The 18,572-nt window shown below is 62.1% G+C and carries 15 protein-coding genes, 1 tRNA gene and 1 pseudogene; 11 read left to right on the top strand and 6 right to left on the bottom strand.

The window, feature by feature from the left end:
- Position 1 precedes the first annotated feature (1 nt).
- From D5125_00905 to D5125_00885, 5 genes are all read left to right on the top strand, one after another.
- Positions 2-1,747 (top strand): EAL domain-containing protein, encoded by a 1,746-nt coding sequence (locus D5125_00905; GenBank protein QFY88152.1) that lies wholly within the window; start codon positions 2-4, stop codon positions 1,745-1,747.
- 60 nt (positions 1,748-1,807) lie between these two features.
- Positions 1,808-3,529, top strand: a complete 1,722-nt coding sequence (locus D5125_00900; protein ID QFY88151.2) for a hypothetical protein — start codon at positions 1,808-1,810, stop codon at positions 3,527-3,529.
- An 80-nt stretch (positions 3,530-3,609) separates the two neighbouring features.
- A complete protein-coding gene (phoB, locus tag D5125_00895; protein QFY88150.1) occupies positions 3,610-4,308 on the top strand; it encodes a phosphate regulon transcriptional regulator PhoB in 699 nt (232 codons plus the stop codon).
- 27 nt (positions 4,309-4,335) lie between these two features.
- Positions 4,336-5,664 carry a phosphate regulon sensor histidine kinase PhoR gene (gene phoR, locus D5125_00890; GenBank protein QFY88149.1) on the top strand — a complete coding sequence of 443 codons (1,329 nt, stop codon included), beginning with the start codon at positions 4,336-4,338 and terminating at the stop codon, positions 5,662-5,664.
- A gap of 230 nt (positions 5,665-5,894) precedes the next feature.
- Positions 5,895-6,389, top strand: coding sequence for a low molecular weight phosphotyrosine protein phosphatase (locus D5125_00885; protein ID QFY88148.1), 495 nt, complete (start codon positions 5,895-5,897; stop codon positions 6,387-6,389).
- Positions 6,390-6,490: 101 nt separating this feature from the next.
- Here D5125_00885 and rne read toward each other — a convergent pair whose 3' ends face one another.
- Positions 6,491-9,457, bottom strand: coding sequence for a ribonuclease E (gene rne, locus D5125_00880; protein ID QFY88147.1), 2,967 nt, complete (start codon positions 9,455-9,457; stop codon positions 6,491-6,493).
- Positions 9,458-9,912: 455 nt separating this feature from the next.
- Between rne and rluC the strand changes: the two genes are divergently transcribed.
- The 6 genes and pseudogenes from rluC (at position 9,913) to D5125_00850 (ending at position 15,521) form a co-directional block, all read left to right on the top strand.
- A complete protein-coding gene (gene rluC, locus D5125_00875; GenBank protein ID QFY91020.1) occupies positions 9,913-10,863 on the top strand; it encodes a 23S rRNA pseudouridine(955/2504/2580) synthase RluC in 951 nt (316 codons plus the stop codon).
- A 65-nt stretch (positions 10,864-10,928) separates the two neighbouring features.
- Positions 10,929-11,183 carry a hypothetical protein gene (locus tag D5125_00870; GenBank protein ID QPB72188.1) on the top strand — a complete coding sequence of 85 codons (255 nt, stop codon included), beginning with the start codon at positions 10,929-10,931 and terminating at the stop codon, positions 11,181-11,183.
- On the top strand, positions 11,125-12,630 hold the full coding sequence (locus D5125_00865; protein ID QFY88146.1) for a site-specific DNA-methyltransferase: 1,506 nt from the start codon (positions 11,125-11,127) through the stop codon (positions 12,628-12,630). The genes D5125_00870 and D5125_00865 overlap by 59 nt, the downstream gene beginning before the upstream one ends.
- On the top strand, positions 12,543-13,004 hold the full coding sequence (locus D5125_00860) for a KilA-N domain-containing protein (protein QFY88145.1): 462 nt from the start codon (positions 12,543-12,545) through the stop codon (positions 13,002-13,004). Before D5125_00865 ends, D5125_00860 begins: the two co-directional genes overlap by 88 nt.
- A pseudogene (locus tag D5125_00855) lies at positions 13,004-14,785 on the top strand (DEAD/DEAH box helicase family protein). The gene D5125_00860 and the pseudogene D5125_00855 overlap by 1 nt, the downstream one beginning before the upstream one ends.
- Positions 14,786-15,014: 229 nt before the next feature.
- Positions 15,015-15,521 (top strand): hypothetical protein, encoded by a 507-nt coding sequence (locus D5125_00850; GenBank protein QFY88144.1) that lies wholly within the window; start codon positions 15,015-15,017, stop codon positions 15,519-15,521.
- A 117-nt stretch (positions 15,522-15,638) separates the two neighbouring features.
- Here the strand turns inward: D5125_00850 and D5125_00845 are convergent.
- The 5 genes from D5125_00845 to D5125_00825 all read right to left on the bottom strand — a co-directional run bounded on the left by D5125_00845 (position 15,639) and on the right by D5125_00825 (position 18,422).
- Positions 15,639-15,714 (bottom strand) — tRNA-Lys (locus tag D5125_00845).
- A 43-nt stretch (positions 15,715-15,757) separates the two neighbouring features.
- Positions 15,758-16,477, bottom strand: coding sequence for a 7-cyano-7-deazaguanine synthase QueC (queC, locus tag D5125_00840; protein ID QFY88143.1), 720 nt, complete (start codon positions 16,475-16,477; stop codon positions 15,758-15,760).
- Positions 16,474-17,118: a 7-carboxy-7-deazaguanine synthase QueE gene (gene queE, locus D5125_00835; GenBank protein QFY88142.1), complete on the bottom strand. Its 645-nt coding sequence runs from the start codon at positions 17,116-17,118 to the stop codon at positions 16,474-16,476. Before queE ends, queC begins: the two co-directional genes overlap by 4 nt.
- Before the next feature lie 9 nt (positions 17,119-17,127).
- Positions 17,128-17,907, bottom strand: a complete 780-nt coding sequence (ybgF, locus tag D5125_00830) for a tol-pal system protein YbgF (GenBank protein ID QFY88141.1) — start codon at positions 17,905-17,907, stop codon at positions 17,128-17,130.
- Positions 17,904-18,422 (bottom strand): OmpA family protein, encoded by a 519-nt coding sequence (locus D5125_00825; protein ID QFY88140.1) that lies wholly within the window; start codon positions 18,420-18,422, stop codon positions 17,904-17,906. The genes ybgF and D5125_00825 overlap by 4 nt, the downstream gene beginning before the upstream one ends.
- Positions 18,423-18,572 lie beyond the last annotated feature (150 nt).

The raw sequence follows: 18,572 nt of genomic DNA, 5'->3' as shown, positions 1-18,572 counted from the left end.
GATGGAAGTCTCTTATCAGATGGATTATCTGCACGAGCAAATAGGGTCTCTTGTTACACTGGTGCCTCCGGTGGTGGTTACGGAAAACTGCATCAGCGTCTATGAGCAGGCGCTGGCGCGGCGTCAGTACCGTTTTCTGCCGGTGGTGGACAAGGACAACCGGCCGCTGGGGCTGGTCGATCGGCTGGTGGCCATCGAGGAGCTGAGTCGGCCCTTCTTTCGCGATCTGTACCGCAAGAAGGCCATAGGCGAGCTGCTCAAGCCGCAGATACCCATCGAAAGTACCCGTTTCATCGACGAGCTGGCCCACCAGATCACCCGGGAGCATGCCGCCGACAGCCAGAATGCCTTTCTGATCAGCGAAAACGGCATCTACGCCGGTGTGGTCACCTTTCAGGACCTGCTCAAGGAGATCGTTGAACGCAAGGAGTTGCACCTGTACAACCTGGCCCACTTCGACAACCTCACCGGCCTGCCCAACCGCACCCTGTTTCGTGACCGTCTGGAGCAGGCGCGGCAATTCTCCAGCCGCCGCGACCGCAAGATCGCCGTGGTATTCATCGACCTGGACGGCTTCAAGTTCATCAACGACACCCTCGGCCACGATGCCGGTGATCATGTACTGATCACCATCGCCCAGCGCCTGCCGCCCTCCCTGCGCAAGGTGGATACCCTGTCGCGCCTGGGCGGCGACGAGTTCACCCTGCTCCTGCCCGACATCAAGAACGTCAACAAGGTGCGCGAGATCACCGAGCGGATGCTGACCCTGATCACCGAGCCCATCGAGTTTGCCGGCGAGACCCTGCGCGTCAGCGCCAGCATGGGGGTGGCCTTCTTCCCCGACGACGGCGAGGAGATCGACGAGGTACTCAAGCGCGCCGACATGGCCATGTACGAGGCCAAGGCCGCCGGCAAGAACAACTGCCAGTTCTTCTCCAAGAAGCTCTGCTCGCGGGTGGCCAAGCAGCAGGCCCTGGAACAGGCCCTGCCCCTGGCGGTGGAGAATCAGGAATTCAGCCTGCTGTTTCAGCCCCTGGTGGCGCTCAAGGACAGTGAGATCATAGGCTGCGAGGCCCTGCTCAGCTGGAGCTACGATGGTCGGCAGATGCAGCCCCTGGAGTTCATGCCCCTGGTGGAAAAGCAGCGCCTGACCCTCAAGGTCACCGACTGGATGCTGGCCGAGGTGGCACGCCAGATCAAGGCCTGGGACAAACAGGGCCTGAAGTGGCTGCGCCTGGCGGTGAACCTCAGCCTGCTCGATCTGCAAGACCCCAAGCTGGCGCAGCGCATCGGCACGGCGCTGGAGCAGCACGGCCTGAAGCCGGACCGGCTGCTGCTGGAGTTCACCGATCAGTTTGGCATCCGCGACATGGCGACCATGGCCGACACCCTGCACACCCTCTGTGAACGGGGCTTCAGCCTGGCCCTGGACGACTTCGGCAAGGGCCTGTCCTCCCTGAGCATGTTGCGCGACATGCCGATAGACCTGCTCAAGCTGGACCTGGCCGCGCTGCAGGCCCCGCAGGGCGGCAAGAAGCGTGACGACAAGCTGCTGCAGGCCCTGGTGCAACTGGCCGCTAGCCTGGAGGTGCGCGTGGTGGCCGAGGGCGTGGCCGACGAGGACGGCCTCAAGCGCATCACCCAAGCTGGCTGCTACGCCTACCAGGGTGACTACTGCACCCCGCCCCTGACGGCGGAGGAGCTGCCGCAGTTCCTCAAGCAATGGCAGAAACAGCACAAGGGATAGGTTGTTGCTATGATGCCCCGACTGACGACACTCGGGCAGGGGATCATGGGCGGTCTGTTTATGCACACTCGATTTATCCACAATCTGTTTATTCAACTGCGCATCGGGGAAAAGATCGGCCTGGGCTTTGGCCTGCTGGGGCTCCTGTTTCTCGGCGTCATCTGGCAAACCCAGCAGACCCTCAACCTGTCCCTGCACGACTACCGCGACCTGATGGAGCGCCAATCACCGCGCAAGGACCTGCTGCTCGGGCTGGAGAATCACCTGTTGCGCGCCACCCGGCTGCAGGCCGAATTCACTGCCAGGCCAAGGCCAGAGCTGGCCGATCAACTGCTGGAACAGCTGGAGCAGGCACGCCGCCGGGCCATGGACCTGGCCCGCCTGATACCCGAACAGCAGGCCACCAGCGAGCGATTGCTCGGCACGCTGCAGAACTACCAGCAGCACTTTCAGGCCCTGCGCACCGCCTGGGTCAGCAAGGGGCTGGACGAAACCCAGGGCCTGCAGGGCTCCTTCCGTCAGGCGGTGCAGGACCTGCAGGCCATGGCCGCCCAGCTCAATGCCGATGCCCTCTACCTGGAGCTGATGCAGATCCGCCGCAGCGAGAAGGACCTGGGCCTGCGCCGCGAGGCGCAGTACCGGCAGCGGGTGGAACAGCGGCTGGAGCGGCTGCACGCCCTGGTGCGTGACGGGCAACTGCTGGACGAGGTCAAGCAGCAGCTGCAACGGGACATCGACAGCTACCGCAGCGCCTTCCAGGACTACGCCGAGGGGGTGCTCGCCGGGGCCGAACTCAACGGCGGCAAGGGCCCCTTCCGGGACGCAGCGCACCGCATCGAGGCCCTGATCCGGGCCTATTACGTGCCCGATCTGGAGCGCGACCTGTTGCAATTGCGCCGCCATGAGAAGGACTATCTGCTGCGTGACCAGGAGCAATACGTCCAGCAGGCCCTGGCCCAGATCAGCACCATCCAGGGCCGCATCCGGGGCTCGACGGTGAGCGCCGAGCAGCGCGAGCGGCTCCTTGCCCTGTTGCAGCGTTATCAGCGGGACCTGCTCGCCCTGGTAGAGCAAAACCGTCTGATCGCGGGCCAGACCCTAAAGATGCAGGCGGCGGCGGGGCAGGTGACCGAGCTGGTGCGGCACGAGGTGGCGGCGGCCAACCAGTCCATGGCGCAGATGGGCGAGCAGATCCGCCAACGCGCCGCCCAGCGCAGCGAATGGATGGCCTGGCTGGTGGCCCTGGCCCTGGGGCTGGGGCTCTGGTTCGCCCTGCGCCTGGGCCTCAATATCGTCCGCCCCCTTGCGCGCATGACGCAGATGCTGGAGCGGCTTACCTACACCGAACTGGTGCGGCCCCTGCCCCATGTGCCTGGTGGGCGGGATGAGGTCAACCAGATGGCCGGCTACCTCAACACCCTGGCGCAGCACCGCAACCGCTTCATCAACTGGTGGCGTCAATCCATGGACGAGGCCGAGGCCTGCACTCAGCTGCAACGCATCATGCAGCTGGCCGAGCAGGAGGATAGCGAGGCCGCGGGCGAGATCAGGGCCTTGCGGCCGCAGCTGCAACAACTGTTGGAGACCAAGCAACGCCTGCTGTCTGCCGAGATGGAGGAGATGGACCACCTGCTGGAGCAGATGCTCAAGGCCTCGGCCAAGCTGTTGCACCCCAGCATCGGCCGGGGCGAGGTGGACGAGCAGGCGCGTGACATACACTACCGCGCCGAGCTGCTGCGCCAGTCTCTGGCCATGCTCAGCGGCGGCAAGGGGCGGGATTGAGGGTCGCCCCATGTCATCATCCTGTAACTGTTGCTCAGGTCTAATGGCCGCCCTTGAAGGGCAATCATACAAGACAGATCATGGCAGCAAAGATACTAGTAGTAGAGGACGAGGCCAGCGTGCGCAGCATGATCCTCTTCGTGCTCAGCCAAAGCGGCTACGAAACCCTGGAGGCGGAAGACGCCGAACAGACCCGGCAGCGTATCGCCGAGCAGATCCCCGACCTGATCCTGATGGACTGGATGCTGCCGGGGGATGCCAACGGCATAGAGTTGACACGGGAACTCAAGCGCCATCCCCTGGCCCGTGATGTCCCCATCATCATGCTCACCGCCCGTGGCGAGGAGGATGACAAGGTGCGAGGCCTGGAATGCGGAGCCGATGACTACATCACCAAGCCCTTCTCGCCCAAGGAACTCTCGGCGCGGATCAAGGTAGTGCTGCGCCGCGTCGCGCCGCATACGGTGGAAGACCCGGTAGTGGTCGGCCTACTGCGGCTGGACCCGCGCTCCCATCGGGTCAGCGCCGGTGACAGCCCGATCGAACTGGGGCCGACCGAATTCCGCCTGCTGCACTTCTTCATGACCCATCTGGACCGCGTGTATAGCCGCACCATGCTGCTGGATCAGGTCTGGGGTACCAATGTCTATATCGAAGAGCGTACCGTGGATGTCCACATCCGGCGCCTGCGCAAGGCCCTGGAGCCCTTCGGCGCGGACAGCTATGTGCAGACCGTGCGCGGTGCCGGCTACCGCTTCGCCGAGCCCGATGCCAACTGACATGGGCCAGGTGCAAACCGCCTCAGGATGATCAGTCGTCGTAGTTGGCTCGCCGAGCTGATCTTTGTTTCCTTTTCCCTGCTGCTGCTGATCGGCATTGGCTTGTGGAACGGTTACCCCGCTACCACCCTGTTGCCGCCGGTGCTGCTCTATCTGGCCTGGCACCTGTATCAACTCTACCGCTTCAGCCGCTGGCTGGAGCGGCCCAAGCGCAACCGCATGCCCTGGGCCATAGGTATCTGGAGGAGCATCTGCGCCACCGGCAGCGAGCTGCGCGAGCGCAGCCGCAAGCACAAACGCCGCCTGCGCAGCATGCTCGACGGCTTTCAGGAATCCACCGACGCCCTGCCGGACGCCACCATCGTCATCGACGACCACGATCGTATCGAATGGTGGAACTCGGCTGCGGCGGAATTGCTCCAGCTCAGTGGCCGCAGCGCCAAGCAGATGAGCATAGATCAGGTGATCCAAGACCCCATCTTTCGGCGCAGCTTCCGCGAGCAAGACTACACCAAACCCCTGCAGATCCCCGCGCCGCTGGACCAGAGCATCACCCTGGAGGTACGCATCGTCCCCTACGGCAAGGGCAAGCGTCTGTTCCAGGCCCGTGACATCACCCGGCTGCAACAGCTGGAAACCGTACGCCGTGACTTTGTCGCCAACGTCTCCCATGAGATCCGCACCCCGCTGACCGTGGTCCACGGCTACATGGAGATGCTCAGCGAGGCCGAGGACGAGGCCCTGCAACCCTGGCACCAGGCCTTTGTGCAGATGCATAAGCAGTCTCTGCGCATGCAGCGTCTGGTGGAGGATCTGCTGCTGCTGGCGCGGCTGGAATCGAGCCGGGGCCTGGATGCCCAGGGGCCGGTGGAGATGGAGCCCCTGCTACATGCCGTGCGCGAGGAGGCGGAAGGGCTCAGCGGCGACAACGGGCACCAGATCGAGACAGAACTGGACACCGAGGTGAACATCCGTGGCAGCGTCAACGAGCTGTACAGCGCCTTCTCCAATCTGGTCAACAACGCCGTGCGCTACAGCCCGGCGGGCAGCTGTATCCGGATGCGCTGGGGCCTGCGGCAGGGCCAGCCCTGCTTCTCGGTCAGCGACAGCGGCATCGGCATCGACCAGGAACATATCCCGCGCTTGACCGAACGTTTCTACCGGGTGGATATCGGCCGCTCACGCCAAAGCGGCGGCACCGGCCTGGGTCTGGCTATTGTCAAGCACGTACTCACCCGCCACAATGGCCACCTGCAGATCGACAGTGAGGTAGGCAAGGGCAGTACCTTCAGCTGTTATTTTGGTGAAACAGAAAACAGGGGGCAGAGGGCTGAGGACAGAGGGTTGAGCGCATAGGGCGGCCTTTGATCGTCAAGGGGCTCGCCAAGGGATAATCACGCAGACGCTGAATAAATCCCCCTGCCCCCCATTGTAAAGGGGGAATTTGAGCCTCTCTCCTTGAAGATGAGAGGGGCGAGTGGTTAGTGAGCCAATGGATCGAAAATTTATCGGTCAATCCGATGTAAACTCTGCGTTCTCCACGCTGCTTTGCGCCCTCTGCGTCCTTCTTTCGGTTAGGTATTTCCATGAACAAAGACAAAAAAATCAAGGTGCTTTTCGTTTGCATGGGCAATATCTGCAGATCGCCCACGGCCCACGGGGTGTTTCGTGATTTGGTGCGGCAACAGGGCCTGGAGCAGGCGATAGAGATCGACTCGGCCGGCACCCACAGCTACCACATCGGCTCTCCACCGGATGGCCGCGCCCAGGAAACGGCGCGCTCCCGTGGCTTTGACCTGAGCGACCTGCGTGGTCGTCAGGTACAGGTAGAGGATTTTGAATACTTTGACTACATCCTGGCCATGGACCGAAACAACTACCAGGGCCTGGCCGCCCTCTGCCCAAAGGGGGCTGAGCACAGGCTGGGCATGTTCATGGATTACGCCCCGCAGTTGCAGATTAACGAGGTGCCAGACCCCTACTACGGCGGTCAGAACGGCTTTGAGCGGGTATTTGACATGGTGGATGCCGCAGCCCAGGGCCTGCTTGAGCACATCAGGGGACAGAGGACAGAAGACTGAGGACAGATGACAGGGGCGCTGCGCGCCGGGTTTAATGATCTGTCGCGTAGCGACACAAGATTCTGTCTTCCGTCCTCCGTCCTCCGTCTCCTGGGTTTGCGTTATTTGATCGGGCCGCTGGGTACCCATTCGTCCTCGGGTACGTTGCGCCGGATCGGCCCTGCCGAGACCTTGGGGGCTGCCGCTTCGGTCGCGGGTTCGGCCTCTGCTGCGGGCTTGGCCGGTGCGTCCGGGCTGGCCGGGGCGGCGGTAGTCTCTGTCGGGGCGGGCTGGGCCGGTGCAGGTGGGGCCGGGTCGGGGCTTGCTGCCGCAGGGGTGGCCTGGGCCGGTTGTTCCGGTGTTTCCTGCGCCTGGCTGGGCCTTGGCTCGGTGGCGCTGTCGGTCTTTTTCGCCGTGCTCTTCTTGCTCGCTGCCTTCTTTGCCGGGGCCTTGCGTCGGGCCGGTTTCTTGGGCACCTCCGCCTCGCTATCTACAGCCTTTTCCTCTGCCTCGGCCTGATCGGGATCGGTATCGGCCTTCACAGCGACCTTGCTGGCGGCCTTTTTGCGGCTGGGCTTCTTTAGCGCCTCATCGCCCTGGCCTACATCCGCGTCTTCGGCCTTGGCCTCTGCCTTGTCTGTGCTTGGTGTGGCCGTTGGCTCCGCCTGGGGTGCTGAGTCCTGCTCGGTACCCTGCGCGGCCCCCTGAGCCGATACCTGGGCCGGTGTCTCTGCGCTTGTCTTTGCTTGCGCTGGCGTGGCGCGGTCGGGGGTTTCGTCCCGATCCTGCTCGGCGTCCTGCCGCTGTTCCGCCTGGGTCGGCTGTTCAGGGGTCGCCGTGTCTGCGCCCGATTCTGGCTTGGTTGAATCAGGGCCAGGAGCGGGGGCAGGGGTGGGAGCGGCCTGATCCGGGCCGGACTGCTCGCTTGTCTCCGGGTTTTCCGACTCGTTGGCCAGGTCCGTCTGCTGGTCAGAGCGGGTGTTGCGCCGCCGCCGTCCGCCGCGCCGACCCCGGCGGCCCTTGCGTTGCGGCTCGTCCAGCTGCTCCTCCGGGCCATCCGGCCCCCTGGTGACCGGGCCTGCCGCCTGGGCCGAGTCGGCCTCGGTGCCGCTGTTGTCGCTATTGCCGTTGTTCGCGCTATTGCCGCTGTTGGGCTTGCCGGGGGCGTTGGCGTTGCCTTCGCTGCGCTTGCGGCTGCTGATGGTGCGCTTGGCTGGGGCCTTTTGGCTGTCGTCGCGTTCCTGTTGTGGCCGGGCGCGGGGGCCACGGCGCGGGCGGCCGTTGTTGTTGCGGCGGTTGTCCGGGTTAGGCTGCTTTGCCTCTGCCTGCTCCTGCTGGCGGCCGCCCTGCTCGCTGCTGCGGCCCTCTTCATCGCTGATGAACATGCCCAGCAGGCGCTTGAGAAAGCCGGATTTGGCCTTGGGTACCGGGGATTCGCTGGCCTCGCTGGCGGGCGGGTGCTGCGGTTCGGGCCGTGTCGGTGCCGGGCCGGTGTGGGCCAGGGGCTTGACCATGGGTTGCTCGAACTGCTGCGGTTGGCTGATGCCGGTTTCTTCGCTCTCTTCGATCTCCTCGGCCAGCTCGTAGCTGGGGCGGTTTTCCTCGTCCTGAGACAGGTCGCTGGCGCGCTGGCGCTCGACCTTGAAGTGGGGCGTGTCCAGCTGGGTGTTGGGTACCAGCACGACCTCGACCTCCTGACGCTTTTCGATATCGGCGATGGCCGAGCGCTTTTCATTCAGCAGGAAGGTGGCCACCTGTACCGGCAGCTGGGCGACGATGCGGCCGGTGTTGTCCTTCATCGCCTCCTCTTCGATGATGCGCAGCACCGACAGGGCCAGGGAGGCCACGCTGCGGATGCTGCCGTGGCCGCTACAGCGCGGGCAGGTGAGCTGGGTGGCCTCGCCAAGGGAGGGGCGCAGGCGTTGGCGCGACATCTCCAGCAGGCCGAAGCGGGAGATGCGGCCGATCTGCACTCGGGCGCGGTCGTGCTTGAGGGCGTCCTTGAGGCGGTTTTCCACCTCGCGCTGGTTGCGTGCCGGGGTCATATCGATGAAGTCGATAACGAACAGGCCGCCGAGGTCGCGCAGGCGCAGCTGGCGGGCGATCTCATCGGCCGCCTCCAGGTTGGTCTTCAGCGCGGTTTCTTCGATGTCGGCGCCCTTGGTGGCGCGGGCGGAGTTGACATCCACCGAGGTCAGCGCCTCGGTGGGGTCGATGACGATGGCACCGCCGGAGGGCAGGCGCAGCTCGCGCTGGTAGGCCGACTCGATCTGCATCTCGATCTGGTAACGGCTGAACAGCGGAACCTCATCGTTATACAGGCGCAGCTTGCGCTCGTAATCGGGCATCACCTGGCGGATGAACTGGGTGGCCTGGTCGTGGTAGTCGGGGTGGTCGATGATGATCTCGCCGATATCCGAACGCAGATGGTCGCGGATCGAGCGGATGATGATGTCGCTTTCCTGGTAGATGAGGAAGGGGGCCGGCTTGCTGTTGGCAGAGCGCTCAATCGCCTCCCACAGCTGCAGCAGGTAGTTGAGGTCCCACTGCAACTCTTCGGCGTTCTTGCCGATGCCGGCGGTACGCACGATCAGGCCCATGCCCTCGGGGATGTCGAGCAGGCTCATGGCCTCGCGCAGGTCGCTGCGTTCCTCACCCTCGATGCGGCGCGATACGCCGCCGGCGCGGGGGTTGTTGGGCATCAGCACCAGATAGCGGCCGGCCAGGGAGACAAAGGTGGTCAGCGCCGCGCCCTTGTTGCCGCGCTCTTCCTTTTCTACCTGGATGATGACCTCGGTGCCCTCCTTGACCGCGTCCTTGATGTTGGCCCGGCTGGGGCTCTCTACATTGCTGCTGAAGTAGCTGCGGGCGATCTCTTTGAGCGGCAGAAAGCCGTGGCGCTCGGAGCCGTATTCAACGAAGGCGGCCTCCAGGCTGGGCTCAACCCGGGTGATTTTGCCTTTGTAGATATTGGCCTTTTTTTGTTCCCGACCCGGATGTTCTATGTCCAGGTTGAACAGCTTTTGGCCATCGACTATGGCCACGCGCAGCTCTTCGGGCTGGGTGGCGTTGATTAGCATTCTTTTCATGGGGGTTCGTTCTCTCAGCGCGACGAACCACAATTGACCTTGCTCTCAGGGCCTGAGGGGCTGGAATGAGAAGATGAAAAAGGAAAATGAGTATCGTCGGCATAATCAGTATTACTCGGCCGATGCGCCAACCGGAGGAGGGCGCTCGGTGCTTGTTCACGATGACGAGACCGGGGCGTTCGCAGGGCGATGCAGCGGCAGGCTCGCAGGGGACCGCAGGTTTGCGGTGGTGGGGGGTGACCCCTGGGAGCGCCTGCCGTGGCAGGCGCTCCGTGTTCTTTCAATTTGTATCGGTGCTGGCGGTTTGCCCAGGGCAGTTGAGCCATCACGGTGGCAAAATATAGCAAGTCATTGGCCTGACGGCAATCTTTTGCATGAAAAGAGCGGTCAGCCGTCAGCCATCAGCCAAGCCCTGCCGTTCGGCGCTTCCTGTGCCTTCTGATACCATGCCCGCCATGAACGCCAGCCCCGATTTCACCCGCCCCCATATCTACCAGGCCAGCAGCGAGGATGCCGGCCAGCGGCTGGATAATTTCCTGCTGCGCTATTTGAAAGGTGTGCCCAAGAGCCATATCTACCGCATCCTGCGCAAGGGCGAGGTGCGGGTGAACAAGGGCCGGGTCAACGCCAGCACCCGCCTGACGGCGGGGGATCAGGTGCGCATACCGCCGATCCGCGTGGCCACGCCGGAGCAGGCCGGCGCACCGCCGCGTCCGCTGCAAGAGCTGTTGGAGCGGCGGATTCTGTTTGAGGACGAGGGCCTGCTGTTGATCAACAAGCCATCGGGGCTGGCGGTGCATGGTGGCAGCGGCCTGAGCTTTGGCCTGATCGAGGCCCTGCGCGCCATGCGCCCGCAGGAGAGCGGGCTGGAGCTGGTGCATCGCATCGACCGCGACACCTCCGGCTGCCTGCTGCTAGCCAAGAGGCGCTCGGTACTGCGCGACCTGCACGAACAAATCCGCCTCAATCGGGTTGAAAAGCGCTACCTGGCCCTGCTCGCCGGGCGCTGGCGGCGCAGCAAGGAGCGGGTCGATGCCCCCCTGCTGAAGAACGTCACCCAGGGCGGCGAGCGCATGGTGCGGGTCGATCCTCGGGGCAAACCGGCGCAGACCCAGTTCAGCGTACAGCGCCGCTTTGCCGGATACAGCCTGGTGGAGGCCCAGCTGGAGACCGGACGCACCCACCAGATCCGGGTCCACGCCGCCCACCTGGGCTCGCCCATCGGTGGGGACGAGAAATACGGCGATGCACAGATCAATGAACAGCTGCGAGGCCTGGGCCTGAAGCGCCTGTTCCTGCACGCCGCCAGCCTCGGCTTCGTCCCGCCGGGGGACAAAAGGCTACGCCGCTTCAGCGCCCCCCTGGACGAAGAGCTGGAGGGGCTGTTGACGCGACTGGGGACTTGATGGGATGCAGAGAAGAATGAGTGAGTAGGTCAGCTCCATAGGTTGGGTTAGCGCAGCGTAACCCGATGTTGGCCTATATCAATGCACGACTACGGGTGACCGGCCATCTGTTTCAGGGACGGTTTGGATCCGTTGCCATGGATGAATCGCACCTGATGGCGGCGTTTCGCTATGTCGCCATGAATCCGGTGAAGGCAGAGCTTGTGGCCAGCGCGGTGGAATGGTTATGGTCCAGTACACCAGCCCATTTCAAGGGCGAGGATGACGGCCTATTTCTCATTCAAACGAAAAACAGCAAAGAAGTTTCCTCAGAAGCATGATGACATTATTTCCTACCGCCGAAATAAGAGCAGATTTATTTGGCATACGCAATTTCGGCCCCACAGCGAAGAATACCTGAAGCGGTGGAAGACTGATGAGAACGGCAGGAAATATAGAGACGACGTGAATCCCACCGCTGGAGGGACGCGAATAATTTATTTAGATGAGGTCGAAGGAGATATTGTTGATTCGGTATGGAACGACATTCCTCCTGTCAATCCACAGGCAAAAGAACGAGTCGATTACCCAACGCAAAAACCAGAGGCGTTGTTGGAGATAATTATTAGCGCATCGTCAAATGAAGGTGACCTCGTTGCTGATTTCTTTTGTGGCTCAGGAACCGTTGCAGCTGTAGCGGAAAAACTCGGCCGCAAATGGATCGCCACCGACCTGGGCAAGTTCGCCATTCATACCACCCGCAAGCGCCTGATCGGCATGCAGCGTCAGCTTAAAGAAGACGGCAAGGACTACCGCGCCTTTGAGATCCTCAACCTGGGCAAGTACGAGCGCCAACATTTTATTGGATTGGAACCACGAATGGACGCGAATGGACGCGAATCAGAAGAAGATATTGGCGTTAATTCGCGTTTATTGGCGGTTAAAAAACTAAACGAAGAAAAAGAAAGGGCTTTCGTGGATTTGATTCTGACGGCCTACCGCGCACAATCAATAACCCAGTTCGAGTGTTTCCACGGCAAACGCGCCGGGCGGCTGGTGGCGGTAGGGCCGGTGAACCTGCCGGTCACTCGGCTGTTTGTTGAAGAGATCATCCTGGAGTGCCGCAAGAAGCACATCAGCCGGGTGGACATTCTCGGCTTCGAGTTCGAGATGGGACTCTTCCCCAACGTGCTGGACGAGGCGCACGGCAAGGGCATAGACATAGCGCCCAAGTACATTCCCGCCGAGGTCTTCGACAAACGGGCGGTGGAGAAGAATCAGGTGGTGTTCCACGATGTTTCCTTCATTGAGGTCAAACCGCACATTAAGGGCAATACCCTGGCGGTGGAACTGACCGACTTCTCGGTGTTCTACTCGCAGGACTCCGTCGCCAACGCCGAGGCCAGCTTGAAGAAGAAGGGCAGCAAGATCGTCGTCGAGCGCGGCCAGATCGTGAAAGTGAGCGCAGACAAGGACGGCGTAATCACCCGCGAACAACTGACCCAGCACTGGACCGACTGGATCGACTACTGGAGCGTGGATTTCGACTTCGAGAGCAAACGCGAGATTATCCGCGTGCAGAACCCGGAAACCGGCGAGACCGAGGAACAGTGGACCGGCGACTATGTGTTCGAGAACGAGTGGCAGAGCTTCCGCACCAAGAAGGACCGATCGCTGGAGCTGATCAGCGTCGCCCATGAATGCCCACCGGGCCGACGCAAGGTGGCGGTGAAGGTGGTGGACATCTTCGGCAACGACACCATGACCATCGTGGAGGTGGCGGTGTGAGCCGGAAAAACCGCGAGATCGAGGTGCTGGACACCTCCGTCAAGGTATCGCGCATTGCGGAGGACGACTTCATCTCCCTGACTGATATTGCCCGCCACCGGGATGCCGAGCGAGGGGACTACATCATCCAGAACTGGCTGCGCAACCGGAATACCATCGAGTTCCTCGGCATTTGGGAACAGTTGAACAACCCGGAGTTCAATTCCATCGAATTCGATGGAATTAGAAATCAGGCGGGGCTCAACAGCTTTTCGCTGACACCCAAGCGCTGGGTCGCCCAGCCCGAGCGACTGCTCCGGCTGAATCGGATCGCTATCCAACAAATGCGCGTGCTGGTGGGAGATCAGGGCATCAAACGCCTGGAGGACAAGTAATGGCCCTGCATCCTGACTTTCCCGATTCGCCCCATGCCATTCTTGACCCGGAAATCCGCTGGTTCCCGGCGGACGAGGCATTGCGAGAGACCAGTGCGGATAAGTTAATGCCGCCGCTGGTGCAGCAACTGCGCCGCAAGGTCAAAGCCTTTCGTGATAGCGGTTATGTAGGCGCGACCGATACCAGCAAGAGCCTGCTGAACTGGTGGTTCAAAGAGCCACACCTGCTCCCCTCGCCCTCTGGGAGAGGGGCTGGGGGCGAGGGTTCAACAGAGTTTCAATACTTCTTTGCCCAGCGCGAGGCGCTGGAGACCATCATTTATCTGTATGACGTGGTGGGGGCCAAGGACAAGTTTGACCTGATGCGCTTTGACTCAAGTGGCGCGGTGTCGGCACAGATGTTCGATGAGAACTGGCGGCGCTATGTGATCAAAATGGCCACCGGCTCGGGAAAGACCAAGGTGATGAGCCTGGCGCTGGCCTGGAGTTTCTTTCACAAGACCTACGAGCCGGGTTCGGAGCTGGCGCGCAACTTTCTGGTGATTGCCCCCAACATCATCGTGCTGGATCGCATCTACAAGGATTTTGAGGGGCTGAGCATCTTCTTTACCGACCCCGTGATCCCGGACAACGGTTTCGACGGCCGCAACTGGCGCGACGATTTCCAGTTGACCCTGCATCTGCAGGATGAGGTGCGGGTGACGCATCCCACCGGCAATATCTTTCTGACCAACATCCACCGCGTCTATTCCGGCAACGATCTCCCTCCCTCGCCGGATGACGACAACAGCATGGACTATTTCTTCGGCAAGCGGCCGACCGGAGCAACCACCGATTCCACTGTGGACCTGGGCGACATCGTGCGCGACATCGACGAGCTGATGGTACTGAACGATGAGGCGCACCATATTCACGACGCCAAGCTGGCCTGGTTCAAGTCCATCGAGGATATTCACAACCGGCTGTTGCAGAAGGGCGATGCGCTCAGCTTGCAACTCGACGTGACGGCGACACCCAAGCACAACAATGGCGCAATCTTTGTGCAGACCATCTCCGACTATCCGCTGGTGGAGGCGATCTCGCAGAACGTGGTGAAGCATCCCGTCTTGCCGGATGCACCCAGTCGGGCCAAGCTGCAAGAGCGGCAAAGCGTGCGCTACACGGAGAAGTACGGGGACTATCTCGACCTGGGCGTGATCGAATGGCGCAAGGCCTATGCCGAGCATGAAAAGCTGGGCAAGAAGGCCATCCTCTTTGTAATGACCGACGACACCAAGAACTGCGACGACGTGGCGGCGTACTTAGAAGGACGTTACCCCGATCTGAAAGACGCGGTCTTGACGATTCACACAAATAAACAAGGTGAGATTTCAGATGCGAAGGCAAACAAGGACGAACTAGAAAAACTGCGCAAACAATCCAACGAGATTGACTCGATGGAAAGCCCCTACAAGGCCATAGTATCGGTGCTGATGCTGAAAGAAGGCTGGGACGTTCGCAACGTGACCACCATCGTGGGGCTGCGGGCCTATTCTGCCAAAAGCAACATCCTGCCGGAGCAGACCCTGGGGCGCGGCCTGCGCAAGATGTACCCCGGTGGGGTGGAAGAATATGTCAGCGTGGTGGGAACCGATGCCTTCATGGATTTTGTCGAATCCATCCAGGCCGAAGGCGTCGAACTGGAACGCAAGGCCATGGGCGAAGGAACCAAACCCAAAACCCCGTTGGTGGTTGAGGTTGATAAGGACAACGAGAAAAAAGACATCGAGGCACTGGATATTTGTCGAGTCCCGGCTGATCAGCTGACCGATGCCATTGCCCTGGTCGCCAAACTGGGAGGCCATTTGGGTCGCACCCACGATCTCGCGCCAGGCCATCAGGTGATGTGGACGGGATACCAGGTTCTACAGCATATGTGCCTGGGCGTGAAGTTGATGGCTGGCGAGGCAGGCTGGTGTATTGAGGGTTATGGGTAATGGGCAGTGCTAGGTACAAAGAAACCAGACAAACTTGATCCTCCACTGCACCGCCAAGCTGCTCAAAGAACTGCCCTATCCGCCAGACCCGCCGTACGACGGCGGCGCGGTGGCGAACTGGCACGCCAACCTACTGATCATCCAGCGGCGCAAGTGCGTGTTCTTTGTCCACGATCTGACACTGTTCAGCCTGCTGACAGTTGACGTGGAGAGTCCTGGCTTCGCCGACTTGGGCGAGACTTTTACCCAAACCCTGTTCGAGACGCTGGATGCGGAGGAGATTCACCCAGACCAAATCCAGCGCATGCTCGACTGGTCGCGGGTCGTCCACATCGGCAAAGCCAGCAACCCCAGTGTGATCAGTGCGATGAACAACATGACCCAAGTGCTACAGCGACTGCTGAGTGAAGCGGAGGCCCTGCATCCAGGGACCGAGTACGAGGCTATTGCCCGGCTAAACCGCTGGCCGCACAAGATGCTGAACTTCGCCAACCCCAAAGACCTTCTGCTGGAATTGCTCTCAGCCCAGGGCACTGCATAAATGTCGAAGGGCGTGGATTGTGCGCCCCCATCTGACCGCATGTAGGTACCATGTAGGTACCAGAGAACAGACAAACAAAAAGGCTTAGGGTAAAAATCACCTAAGCCTTTGATTTTATGGTGGGCCGTGTGCGACTCGAACGCACGACCATCCGATTAAAAGTCGGATGCTCTACCAACTGAGCTAACGGCCCAAAAGAGTCGGGCATCTTACCGGATTTGGTCGGTTTGTCAAAATCAGGGTGGGTTTGCGGTGGGTTTGGTGCCCTTTGGTGGGGCGTAGCGGGTTGGGTCGGCCAGTTTGGCCTCGGCGAAGCCTTGGGCGCGGAAGCGGCAGGAGTCACAGCGGCCGCAGGCGCGGCCTTGGGCGTCTGCTTGGTAGCAGGAGACGCTGAGGCGGTAGTCAACCCCCAAGCGGGTGCCTTGCTGGATGATCTCGGCCTTGCTGAGGTTGAGCAGTGGGGTGCGGACTCGGTAGCGAGCGCCTTCCAGGCCTGCGCGGGTGGCGAGGTTGGCCATGTTCTGGAAGGCCTGGATAAAGGCTGGGCGGCAGTCGGGGTAGCCGGAGTAGTCCACCGCATTGACGCCGATGAAGATATCCTGGGCGTCTATCACCTCGGCGTAGGCCAGGGCGAAGCTAAGGAAGATGCTGTTGCGCGCCGGGACGTAGGTGATGGGGATCTGTTCCGGGTCGCCGGGGCCGTCTTCGGGTATGGCCAGGCGGCTGTCGGTGAGGGCGGAGCCGCCGAACAGGCCGAGGTCGATGTGGAGGATGCGGTGCTCCTCCACACCCAGGGATTCGGCCAGGGCGGCGGCGGCGGTGAGTTCTACCGCGTGGCGCTGGCCGTAGCTGAAGCTGAGGGCATGGGCGGCGTAGCCTTCGGCCCTGGCCATGGCCAGGCAGGTGGCGGAGTCGAGCCCGCCGGAGAGCAGGACCACGGCGCGGTTTGGCTTCATTTGGCCCGTTCTCCTCCCCAGAGCAGCTTGTGCAGTTGCAGCTGAAAGCGCACCGGCAGGCGATCCGCCAGTATCCAGTCGGCCAGTTCGGTGGCGTCCTGGTGGCCGGCGGCAGGGGAGAAGATCAGCTCGCAACGGTCGCTCAGCTGGTGCTGGTCGATCTGTTGCTTGGCCCAGTCGTAGTCCTGGCGATGGCAGATGACGAATTTGATCTGGTCGTTGGGGTTGATCAGGCCGAGGTTGCTCCAGCGATTTTTTTCCACCTCGCCGGAGCCTGGGGTCTTGATGTCCAGCACCCGTGAGACCCTGGGGTCTATGCCGCCGATGTCGATGGCACCGCTGGTCTCCAGCGAGACCTCAAGGCCCTCTGCGGCCAGGCCGTTGAGCAGTTCGATGCAGGGCTTTTGCGCCAGGGGTTCGCCGCCGGTGAGGGTGACGCGATGGCAGTCGTAGGCGGCTATTTGCTGGCGGATGTCGCTCAGGCTGAGGCTTTCGCCACCGCTGAAGGCGTAGGGGGTGTCGCAGTAGTGGCAGCGCAGGGGGCAGCCGCTGAGGCGAACGAATACCGTGGGCAGGCCCATGCTGCGGGCCTCGCCTTGCAGGGAGTAGAAGATCTCGCTGATGCGCAGACGGGGGGACATGCGCCGGGATCAGTTTCCCTGGGTGCGCAGACGTTCCAGCTGTTTTTTGCCCAGCCCGGCGGCGGTGCTGTCGGGGTATTGGCCGATCAGACGGTCGAGCAGTTGCTGGGCCTTCTGGCCATTGGCGCGGTCGGATTCGATGTAGGCCATCTTCAGCAGGGCGTCGGCCACCTTGGGGCTGTGCGGGTAGCGCTGCACCACCTTGTCGAATTCGCCTTGGGCCTGGTCGTACTGGCGCTGTACATAATAGGCCTCACCCAGCCAATACTGGGCGTTGTCGGCGTAGGCCCCGCTGGGGTAGGCGGTGATGAAGCTGCGGAAGGACTCTATGGCCTTCTTGTACTGGCCGGATTTGAGCTGCTCGAAGGCGGTCTTGTAGGCCGCCTCCTGGTGGGGGTCGGCGGTCTGTGCCTGGGTTACCGGGCCGCTGGGCTGGGGGGGAGCCCAGGCCGGGGTTTCTGCGGCCCTGGGCGTCAGGTCCTGGGCGGGCTCTACGGGGGCTGGGGCCAGCCCTGGGGTACCCTGGCCAGGCTGGCTGAACAGGTCCTGCTGACGACGGCGCAGGGCGTCCAGGGCGTGTTGCTGGATCTCCAGCTCACCGCGCAGTTGTTGGACCTCGGCGCGCAGTTGTTCCACCTGGATCACCAGATCGGTTTGATTGGCACCGCCCAGGCGCTGTTCCAACTGGGCCACGCGCCGTTCCAGGTCCTGGTTGCCGAACAGGGCCAGGGCGTCGGCGCTGGCCAGCAGCAGCGCCCCGGCGAGGACGATCCTGGCTTGCTTGCTCATCGGTACACAATCTCCACGCGGCGGTTCTGCGCCATGGATTGACCATCCGAGCTTTGTACCGCAGGGCGCTCTTCACCGTAGCTGATGGTGCGGATCTGGCTGGGGGAGGCTCCACCGGCCACCATCAGGCGCTTGACCGTGTTGGCGCGGCGCTCGCCCAGGGCGATGTTGTATTCCCGCGAGCCGCGCTCGTCACTGTGGCCTTCAAGTACCAGGGATTTGCCGCTGCCACGCACGCTCTGGGCGTGGGCGGCAATAACGCTGCGGTATTCGGCCTTGATCTCGGCGCTGTCGTAGTCGAAGTAGATGATGCGCTGGGACAGTGGGTCACCGGAGCCGACGCCGCTACCATAGCCGCTGCCGCCCAGGCCGCCGCCATCCACGCCGCTGGTCTGGGCACCGTTGGCAGCGGCCGCGCCATCGGCCGCAGCGCCGGTTTTTTTGCTCCAGGAGCCGCAACCGGCCAGTAGCAGCACCAGCAGGCCGATGCCAAGGAGTTTGAGTGAGATTTTCATGCCTAGCTTGCCCCTTAAGAAAGAGTGTTATGTGAAATTGGTTGCCAGTTTAACGAAAAAACAGTCTGTTTTTCAAAAGAATTATCGGGTTGCCGGTTGCTGGCGGCCAGCGGGTGGCGGGTACGGGTCGCGCAGCAAGCTGCCCTCCCA

It is taken from the genome of gamma proteobacterium SS-5, from assembly GCA_009497875.2.
Taxonomy (GTDB): domain Bacteria; phylum Pseudomonadota; class Gammaproteobacteria; order Chromatiales; family Chromatiaceae; genus Magnetovirga; species Magnetovirga frankeli.
Note: the sequence above shows the minus strand (reverse complement) of the source record. Positions and strands in the feature narration are given on the sequence as shown.

What these genes read in the sequence shown, in the direction of transcription:
- D5125_00905 (QFY88152.1), top strand. Translation starts at nt 2, where the DNA reads ATGGAAGTCTCTTATCAGATGGATTATCTGCACGAGCAAATAGGGTCT.
- D5125_00900 (QFY88151.2), top strand. Translation starts at nt 1,808, where the DNA reads ATGCACACTCGATTTATCCACAATCTGTTTATTCAACTGCGCATCGGG.
- phoB (QFY88150.1), top strand. Translation starts at nt 3,610, where the DNA reads ATGGCAGCAAAGATACTAGTAGTAGAGGACGAGGCCAGCGTGCGCAGC.
- phoR (QFY88149.1), top strand. Translation starts at nt 4,336, where the DNA reads ATGATCAGTCGTCGTAGTTGGCTCGCCGAGCTGATCTTTGTTTCCTTT.
- D5125_00885 (QFY88148.1), top strand. Translation starts at nt 5,895, where the DNA reads ATGAACAAAGACAAAAAAATCAAGGTGCTTTTCGTTTGCATGGGCAAT.
- rne (QFY88147.1), bottom strand. Translation starts at nt 9,457, where the DNA reads ATGAAAAGAATGCTAATCAACGCCACCCAGCCCGAAGAGCTGCGCGTG.
- rluC (QFY91020.1), top strand. Translation starts at nt 9,913, where the DNA reads ATGAACGCCAGCCCCGATTTCACCCGCCCCCATATCTACCAGGCCAGC.
- D5125_00870 (QPB72188.1), top strand. Translation starts at nt 10,929, where the DNA reads ATGTTGGCCTATATCAATGCACGACTACGGGTGACCGGCCATCTGTTT.
- D5125_00865 (QFY88146.1), top strand. Translation starts at nt 11,125, where the DNA reads ATGACGGCCTATTTCTCATTCAAACGAAAAACAGCAAAGAAGTTTCCT.
- D5125_00860 (QFY88145.1), top strand. Translation starts at nt 12,543, where the DNA reads ATGCCCACCGGGCCGACGCAAGGTGGCGGTGAAGGTGGTGGACATCTT.
- queC (QFY88143.1), bottom strand. Translation starts at nt 16,477, where the DNA reads ATGAAGCCAAACCGCGCCGTGGTCCTGCTCTCCGGCGGGCTCGACTCC.
- queE (QFY88142.1), bottom strand. Translation starts at nt 17,118, where the DNA reads ATGTCCCCCCGTCTGCGCATCAGCGAGATCTTCTACTCCCTGCAAGGC.
- ybgF (QFY88141.1), bottom strand. Translation starts at nt 17,907, where the DNA reads ATGAGCAAGCAAGCCAGGATCGTCCTCGCCGGGGCGCTGCTGCTGGCC.
- D5125_00825 (QFY88140.1), bottom strand. Translation starts at nt 18,422, where the DNA reads ATGAAAATCTCACTCAAACTCCTTGGCATCGGCCTGCTGGTGCTGCTA.